Origin of the sequence: Rhizobium sp. FKL33 (assembly GCF_005222915.1) — a bacterium.
Classification (GTDB): domain Bacteria; phylum Pseudomonadota; class Alphaproteobacteria; order Rhizobiales; family Rhizobiaceae; genus Rhizobium_E.
Window position 1 is genome coordinate 117,731 of the sequence record NZ_STFX01000023.1, and the last position, 8,685, is coordinate 126,415.

An 8,685-nucleotide genomic window follows, 5' to 3' on the forward strand; every position below is an offset into this window, starting at 1 on the left:
ATATGACAGATTTCATCAAGGGATTCGTGGTACAGGGCGACGCCAACAACAACACCTTGCGCACGCTTTACAAACGAGAAAACAACGAGCTACATCTCTATAATATTGTTATGGCCGGCGATGGCAGCGATATCATTCGCGCAAACGATCTCGTGGCCAAAGAAACGGGATCTTCTCTCTATGGCGAAGGCGGTGACGACTACATCTTTGATTCCAAAGCGCGGGACACTTTAAGCGGCGGCGCTGGAGACGACTATATATCGTCGGTGGCGGACCATGGCGTTCAGGGTCAGAATGACAAATTTGATGTCATTGAGGGCGGCGACGGTTTCGACACGCTGAAATTTTCCGGTCGCATCGACGCGAAATCGTCGGGCTTTGAGAAGATAATCGTCGGAGGCTCTGTAGACCTGTCGGGTCTGGATCTATCCTCCGTCACGGAGATCGCCGCCGCAGGTTCCAGCGCCACCATTCAACTTGGATCTGCTCATGACATGTCGCACATTACCTTCGATGATGTCATTGATCATTACAGACTGAAAGGCTCACACGGCGACGACCGTCTCGACATGTCTGGCAACGGCTCAGCTTTTCAATTCGACGGTAAAGAAGGCAACGACTATCTGCGTAGCAACGACGTGGACGCCGTTATTTGGGGCGGAAGCGGCAACGACACGCTGGTCGGCGGCGACGGCGACGATGTCATCGGCGGCGAAAGCGGATCCGATCTCATTCGCGCCGATAGCGGCGACGACAAGCTCATCCTCAACAATGACGGCGATGAGGCGCATGGGGGTAGCGGCAGCGATCGGTTCGTCGTCAATTTCACGAAAAAAACCGGAAACGTGGCTCTCTATGGCGACGCTGGCGACGATCACTTCGAAATCGGGAAGCTGACTCGGAAAACCGAACTGGTTATCCAAGGCGGAGGCGGCTATGACAGTTTGGCGGCGAGCGGCAACCTGTCTGGCGTAGTCGGCAACGTCGACAAACTCGTCTTCAAAGGCGAATTGATCGTTGCGACCGAATTCCTCGGCACAATCACGGATCTGCAAGTCAGCCGGGACCCGATGACCGTTCGCGGTCACATAACCCTGTCCGATGGAGGCGATTTGAGCTGGCGCGGCAGCAAGCAGACTGCTGATCTCTATGGATCCAACCAAGACACAGAATACGACATGCGACGCGTCACCAACGCGACGAGAATTTTTGCCGGTGAAGGTAACGACACGTTCTTTGCAGGCTCAGGTGGTTCGGTCGTGCTCGGTGATGATGGCGATGACACCTTCATCAGTGGCAAAGGCAACGACACCTTTTACGGCGAAGATGGAAGAGATGTATTTGTGGTCCGGTCCATTCTGGGCAAGGACGAGTTCATCATTGACACATCCGGAAGCGACCACGACGTGATCGATCTTTCCCGGGTGAAAGATATCGAGAACTTCACCGATCTGAAGCGCTATCTAACCGGCCCGGCTTACGACCTCACCATCGATTTCGGGGACGGAAACCAATTACACATTGGTGCGGCGGACGACCTTCTGCAAGCGAAACACTTCATCTTCTAGGCATTTTTTCGTGAACGGCGGCTGGTGAGCCGCCTCCTCAATATCGTGGCGGTGCTTCATGTATACTTGGGATCAGACAACGGTCGTCGGCTCACAGTCAAACGACGTCATCTCGTTCAATATTCTCCAGGCTCCGGGCCAGGAGAGCAAACGGGCGACGATTTTGGGCTACGGGGGGAATGACGAGATCTCCGTCGTCAACACCAAGGCAAACGGGGTTGTCATTGATGGCGGCGACGGGCGCGATGTCATACTGGGTTCGAAAGGTCGCGATATCCTGATGGGAGGAGCCGGAAACGACCTGATCACGGCTCGCGGCGCCAATGCCTCCCTGTACGGTGGCGACGGTGATGACGTTATCCGGGTTTCCGCGGCGGCCTATATCGAAGGCGGAGATGGGGACGACACTTTCTTTCGTAGTCTGCAAGACAACGCCACCGTTAACGGAGGCGCAGGCGACGATACGATGGTCATTAGCAGCCGATCTGAATTGTCGCTGGAAAAGACGCTGCTTTTCTCGCGATCTTTCACCGACGTGGAGCATTTCGCCGTTCAAGGATCGATCTATCTGTCTCAGGACATCATGAGCCTGCTTGGCTCGGTTTCCTCTTTCCATGATGACGACGTCTCTATTCATTTAACCGGTGACGGAGCCCGCATCGGCAAGGGCTTTCTTGACGGTGACTTTGGCGGAACCATCATGGGAACCCGAGGCGACGACGTCATCAATCTGCGCGGCGCTCAAAACGATCTTCGGCTGGCGGGCGACGACGGCAATGATCTCCTCTACGGCAACGATCTCGACAATGTCATCGTCGGAGGAACTGGGATCGATACGCTTTATGGCGGCAGGGGCGACGATACATTGTATTCCGAGGACACGTCTTCCAACACCATGTTCAAGGAGGGCGATCTCAACAAGCTATATGGCGACGCCGGAGACGACCGCCTCATTTTCATCGGCAATTACGGGTCCGGCTGGGGCGGCGCCGGCAATGACGTCTTCATAGCCGAAACAACTTATTTGCATGATATCGAAGGATCATTTTACGGCGGCGGCGGCAACGATCTCTTCAAAATGGACAGCGTCGATGGCACGGTCGTGGGAGGAGCCGGAAAAGATATTCTCGAGATAGCGCATGGGCTGGGCGACAAGACGGTGCTCGATGTCGAGATCCTCAGAGGTCATGACCTATCGGGACCCGCTGCGGCGCTGAACGCCGTCGATTTGCTCGACGTGACAGGAAATGGCCAGGTAGCGGTGACAGACGGTGAACTGCTGGCGCCAACGCGCATCAACGGAAAATTCTGGGTCAATGGCAGCGACGAAGACAATGCCATCGATCTCTCACACACCCGCATAGACGGTCGGAACCTCGGCGTTTATTTGCAAGGCGGCGACGATCAATTCCGCGGAACAGCCGGGAACGAGACGATAGACGGCGGAGGCGGCGTCGATACGATCTATCTCAGCGACCGTATCGGGCACGATACGATCACGGATTTCTCGACCAATGCGAAAGAAGAAGATCGACTCGATTTCTCGAACTCGAAAACCATCCGCGACATCGACGATCTCAAAGCGCATTCCGACATTATCGTCGATGATCTCTATTATGTCCTGATCGTCCATATGGGCAAATCCGAACTTCGGGTCGAATTTGATAGCTATAACTGGACGTTGGACGCCAACAACCTGATTTTCTGACCTTTTCACGATTTGACTCGGCGCGTGGCACAACGGATTTCTAACAATGACAAGATACATCTCTAAGCTGGTCACCATCGACGGCAATACAATTACCGGCTCCGCAAGCGACGACAGGGTCAACCTGGACAAGAAGCCCATTGATTCAGCCTTCGTGTTCGCAGATCTCGGTGACGGTGACGATATCCTGAGAGATCACGAAGACGATCCGTGGTTCGGCAATTATTACATGTCAGTGCATGGTGGAAACGGTGATGACAGCCTGTATGGCGGCATTTCGCCCGACGCTCTCTATGGCGACGGCGGGGACGACTATATCTACCTTTATGGAGATTTCGACACGCAGGAACTGTCGACGGCGATCGGCGGCGCCGGCAACGACACAATCGAAATCCGCGAATGCGGCAATGCCTATGGCGGCGACGGCAGCGATACGATCACCATAAAGGAACCTGTTGATGCGGGAACCATAAGCGGCGGCGCGGGAAACGATACGCTGGTTTTGAAAGCGTCAACTCTTTTCACTTTAGAAGATCTGAATGTGGATACGGTCGAGCGCGTGGTCTTTAACAACTCTTATTCATGGAATGTTGACCTCAAAACGACGGACGAATTCCTTGATAACTTTGATAAGATTGGCTTCAAGGGAAAGCCGTTTGATCTCTACTTTTCCAACCGGACAGATTTCCGATCTCCGGAAATTTTCGAACGCTTTAACTTCAATATCTTCGGTTCTGACAGCGATGACATCATCAAGCTGGGCGAGACCGAAGGTTTGACCCTGCAGGGCGGCTACGGCGACGATGTGCTTCAGGGCCGAAACGTAATTGGGGGTGAAGGCTTCGACACCATTTACGGAACGAGACTGAACGACAAACTCTCTACCGGAGATACGGCGGACGCCGACACTGTTTACGCCGGCGAGGGTGACGATCAAATTTCGGCGCACAACAGAGGGGACATGGTCTACGGCGGGGATGGGGATGACACAATCTTCGCGTTGCGGAATGAGAAGCCATTTACCGGCATCATTTCCGGTGGAGAAGGCGCCGACATTTTGGCCGTTTCGAAAGGATATTCAATATTTGACGATATATCCTTGAATTACAAGGGTGGATCCGGAGTGGATACGCTGAAGTTTAATGAGGGAACACTGAAGTCGAACGACAAAATCCAAGCTGAAATCCTTGATGTTTACAACGTTTTGGCAACAGCGAAACAATTGAGCGACTTTGATCTCATCCGGCTGCGCGGCAAGAGTGGAATGCTCGGTATTACAGAGGCCGGGGAACTGGATCTCTCTAAAGTGGAATTTGGTGGAGGAAACATTTACCGGATTGCCGGCTCAAAGGGCGACGACAATATTCACCAGGACTCCGACAGCGACCAGAACCTGTCGATCGGCGGCGGCAAGGGCAATGACGTTATTGCCGGTGGGGCAGGTGATGACAAGCTGACTGGCGGCGACGGCGTCGATCGTTTCGTGTTCAGAAATGACTTCGGCGTCGACCGGATTCATGATTTTGCATTTGGGCCCAACCACGACGTCATCGATCTCTCCGGTGTGGCGTCTGTGAAATCCTTTTCCGACGTCGAGAAACACATGGACGGCAACAATCGGCATGTGACGATCACACTGGACGAAGGCTCAATCACGCTTGACAGCGTCAGCAGCGACGACCTCGACGACAGCATGTTTTTATTTTGACGTCCCCAAACCTGCGTTGGCGATATGAGGATTGTCAGATCGAACAGCGCGAGGATACGCGTCAACGAACGGCAGCGGCCTTACCGCCGGGGCCGATCGACGGCGTCCTCACGGCGACTCCCGCCCAAAATCAGGACAAGTCCGATGACGACGAAGATCGCGCCGGCGCCGAGGCTGACCAGCGTGACGAAGCCGCTGACCGCCAAGCCGACGACACCCGTCAACAGCGCCGCCTCGCCGGGCGCGGCGGCGTCGCCCGGGATGATCACGTCGAGGAGCGACTGGCCGGTGAGCAGGATCGTGGAGACGGGAAGGGAGAAAAAGCTCAGACCCGCCATCAGAAAGCCGCGCCCGAAGGCTTTCCTGATCGTCGGAGCGAGGAAGGTGAGGATCGCCGAGACAAGCACCACGGCCGGGGCGAAGAACGGCGATGGATCGGCGTCCGACGAACCGAACGCCGCCACAGCCGGAGCCAGCGCAAAAGCTGCCAGCGCGCCGAACAACACGCCCGCCAACACTCTGGCCGCGGCTTTGACAAATTCCATTTTCGCAGTCCCCATTCCGATTGACGGCAAGTATCGGGGAAGCGCAGGCCGCGTCAATCGGATCATCGACGCCGCCCTCTGATTCAGATCGGAAAGCCGATCATGTTCAGTGGGGAAAAGCCATGCGGGCGGCACTCGTCGCCATCGTGATCGGCCCGGATTTCAGGTTGCGCCGGGCGCACCGGCGGAAACTGGCTACAGCGCCCGATGGGCGGGATCGACCGGGTCGGATGAGGTCCCGGCGGCAATCCCCGACATTATCCCGCCTCGGCGAGATGCGCCTGAAGCCGGAAGCTGTCGGGCAGGCGCTCGGGCTCGCGGCCCTCGATGATCTCGACCAGGACATCGGCCAGCGCATGCGCCACGCCGAAGGAGATCTTGAAGCCGCCGGTCATGGCGAGGATGTTGGCGTGGTCGGGCAGCGGGCCGAGCATGGGGTCGCGCCCGATCGCCTTGGGGCGGAGGCCGGCCCAGCGTTCGATGACCGGAGCCTCGCGCAGCGCGGGGATGAGCGCGCGGGCTTTTTCCACGACGTCGTCGAGCTGGGCGTCGGTGGCGAACGGGTCGTCATAGCTGTTTTCGGAGGTCGAGCCCACCGCGACATGGCTGCGGGCATTTGGGCCGCCGGCATGCGGCACCACATAGACGCCGTCGAGGAAAGCCACCGGCAGGCCGGGGTCGAGATCGGCGGCGATGAGGGCGGCCTGCCCTTTCACCCCCTGCCCCAGCGGCTTGTTGACGGGCGGCAGCAGGCGTTCCAATTGCGTGAAGGCGTCGACGCCGGAGGCGAGGACGAGGCGGTCGAAAAGGATGTCGCCGCCATAGGCTTCGCCGCCTTCTTCCGCCGGGCTTGCGCCCGAGGCGCGGAGGCGGGCGCGGCCGGCTGCGGCGTCGATGCTTTCGAGCTCGGTTCCGGTGAAGAGGCGGGCATTCGGCCGACCTCTGAGCCAGGCGGCGAGCACGGAGGCGAGGCCGCGCGGGCTGACGCGGGCGGCGAGCGTGTCATGCACATAGCCGCCGTCTGCGAAAGCGGGGTCGATATAACCGGGGACCGCGGCGGCGTCCGAGACGCGCCAGTGGAAGGCGGCATCGGGCGTCGTCCAGGCCGATGCGGCGTCCTGCTGGTGGCGTTCGGCAATGGCGCGCAGATGCGGTTTCGGCAGCGGAATGATGCGGCCGACCCTGGCGTAGCCGGCGGAGAGGCCGGTTTCGGCTTCCAGCGGCGCGAGCTGATCGGGCAGCGACAGAAGCGCGTCGAACTGGAATTTCTTCTTTTTGCCGAAGTGATTGGGCATCCAGGGAAAGAGCGCCCCGAGCAGCCCGCCCGACGCGCCGGCGCCCGGCCGGGCGCGGTCGATCAGCGTCACCGCATAGCCGGCGTCGACCGCCTTCACCGCCGCCCAGAGGCCCATGACGCCCGCGCCCACGATGAGAATGTCGGTTGTGAATTGACCGGACGCGGCGGGCGGATTATCGGCTTTCGACATGGACACCACGGATACTGCTGAAGACGCGAAGCTGGACTGGATCGAGGGCGATATGCCCTATTCGACCCTGTTTGGCGATCATTTTTATTGCCGCAGCGACGGCCGCGCCGAATGCGGCCATGTGTTTCTCGGCGCCAACCACCTGCCGGACCGCTGGTCCCCGGGCGGGGCTTTCGCAATCGGCGAACTCGGCTTCGGCACGGGGCTGAATTTCTGCGAGACGCTGAGGACATGGCGGGTTGCGCGCGCGGCGGGACAAGCGCCGGGGACGCTCGGCTTCACCTCCTTCGAACTTTATCCGATGGAGCGGGAAGCGATCGCAAAGGCGCTGAGCCGCTGGCCGGAGCTGACGCGCGAGCGCGACGATCTCCTGGCGCTCTGGCCTGACAAGCCTGAGGCCGACGTGACGCTGGCCTTCGCGCCCGAGGTGACGCTGCGGGTGATCGTCGGCGATGCGCTGGACCGGCTTTCCGCGCGCGAGGATCTGTTCGACGCCTGGTATCTCGACGGCTTCGCGCCGTCCCGCAATCCGGCCATGTGGTCCGAGGAGCTGATGGCGGCGGTGTTTGACCATACGCGGCCCGGCGGCATCTTTGCGACTTACGCCGCCGCCGGCTTCGTGCGTCGCAATCTCATGGCCGCCGGCTTTAAGGTGGAGCGGCGGCCGGGCTTTGCGGGGAAGCGGGAAATGCTCAGGGGAACAAAACCCGAAACTTTTGCGTAAAGCCAAACGTGCCAACAACACAATTTAACTAGGCATTCGTCGACGGCAACGGATACCTTGACGTATTTTTTTGGACACTATTTACAAGTTGCTAATTTCAAATCAGAGTTGTCACACAGACACATATTCCAAGAGGGCGTTAGCGACATGTTCAATAAATGTGCGTTCCTTTTTTTCGCATTTGCGGCAATCACAATGTCTCCTTCAACTTCTTTAGCTTTGTCTCTCTTTGGAAATGAGGTAACGATCGTAGAGTATGCAGTTACTAAAAGTACCAGCGTTCGGCTTGTGGACGTATTTTTAGAAGACCCACTAGCGGAAGCCGACGCAACGACACGAAGAACATACCTTCCTGCGGGTACGCGCATCGCCATTACTGATTATGTATACCGGGATCGTCAAGGCGATACTTGGGCGCTCTCCGTTACGGAAGACGGCCTTACCGTTTTCCTGAAAACGATGAAAGGAGCAAAACCTGCAAACAATATCATAAAAAGCACTGACTTTGAAAAGTATTTCTTGGAAGGCATCGATGCAATTGCGGTCATCCAGAAAAACATAGATGTCGAGTCGTTGGTTTATAAAAAAAAGATTGGATTAACGCCGTCAGAGAAATACGCGATCAGTTCAGAAGACGACCAAGAGGGTTATGTTAGCATTATCCTCGACCGCGACAAAATGCGCGAAGAATGGACCAAAAATGAAACGATTAAGATCTCCGATGAAAATGTGACGATAATTTCCAAAGAAGCCCTTAGGAACAACAGTCAGTTGATGAAGCCGTTTCTGCCTTACGACCCCGTCAACGAGGCAATGTCGAAATTTGAGGACATGTTGGACAAACGCAGGCCAGATTTTCAAAAGCTAGGCCGTATACTCATAAACGGGCTTCCGCTTTGGGATTGATGATGATTCAAGGCTGCCATTGATTTGGGAGCTTTTTTG

7 protein-coding genes are annotated in these 8,685 nt (G+C 57.1%); 5 read left to right on the forward strand and 2 right to left on the reverse strand.

Translation table 11 applies throughout. The features are described from left to right. Nucleotides 1-2: 2 nt before the first annotated feature. Genes E8Q41_RS15145 through E8Q41_RS26145 form a run of 3 tightly spaced genes read left to right on the forward strand, consistent with a single transcriptional unit; the run spans nt 3 to nt 4,984 of the window. Nucleotides 3-1,568 carry a hypothetical protein gene (locus tag E8Q41_RS15145; protein ID WP_137156384.1) on the forward strand — a complete coding sequence of 522 codons (1,566 nt, stop codon included), beginning with the start codon at nt 3-5 and terminating at the stop codon, nt 1,566-1,568. A gap of 58 nt (nt 1,569-1,626) precedes the next feature. Then, complete coding sequence (locus E8Q41_RS26140; protein ID WP_137156385.1) at nt 1,627-3,276, forward strand: calcium-binding protein; 1,650 nt, start codon at nt 1,627-1,629, stop codon at nt 3,274-3,276. 46 nt (nt 3,277-3,322) lie between these two features. After that, nucleotides 3,323-4,984, forward strand: coding sequence for a calcium-binding protein (locus tag E8Q41_RS26145; RefSeq protein ID WP_137156386.1), 1,662 nt, complete (start codon nt 3,323-3,325; stop codon nt 4,982-4,984). An 80-nt stretch (nt 4,985-5,064) separates the two neighbouring features. Here the strand turns inward: E8Q41_RS26145 and E8Q41_RS15160 are convergent, their stop codons facing one another. Next, the gene (locus E8Q41_RS15160; RefSeq protein WP_137156387.1) at nt 5,065-5,529 is read right to left on the reverse strand and encodes a hypothetical protein; all 465 of its coding nucleotides are present in this window, start codon (nt 5,527-5,529) and stop codon (nt 5,065-5,067) included. Between the two features lie 257 nt (nt 5,530-5,786). Beyond that, the gene (locus E8Q41_RS15165) at nt 5,787-7,016 is read right to left on the reverse strand and encodes an FAD-binding oxidoreductase (protein WP_137156388.1); all 1,230 of its coding nucleotides are present in this window, start codon (nt 7,014-7,016) and stop codon (nt 5,787-5,789) included. Between E8Q41_RS15165 and mnmD the strand changes: the two genes are divergently transcribed. Both mnmD and E8Q41_RS15175 read left to right on the forward strand, forming a co-directional pair. Next, entirely contained in the window at nt 7,015-7,740 is a 726-nt protein-coding gene (gene mnmD / locus E8Q41_RS15170) for a tRNA (5-methylaminomethyl-2-thiouridine)(34)-methyltransferase MnmD (protein ID WP_137156389.1), read from the forward strand. The genes E8Q41_RS15165 and mnmD overlap by 2 nt on opposite strands. A gap of 147 nt (nt 7,741-7,887) precedes the next feature. Further along, entirely contained in the window at nt 7,888-8,646 is a 759-nt protein-coding gene (locus E8Q41_RS15175) for a hypothetical protein (RefSeq protein ID WP_137156390.1), read from the forward strand. The last annotated feature ends 39 nt before the right edge of the window (nt 8,647-8,685 follow it).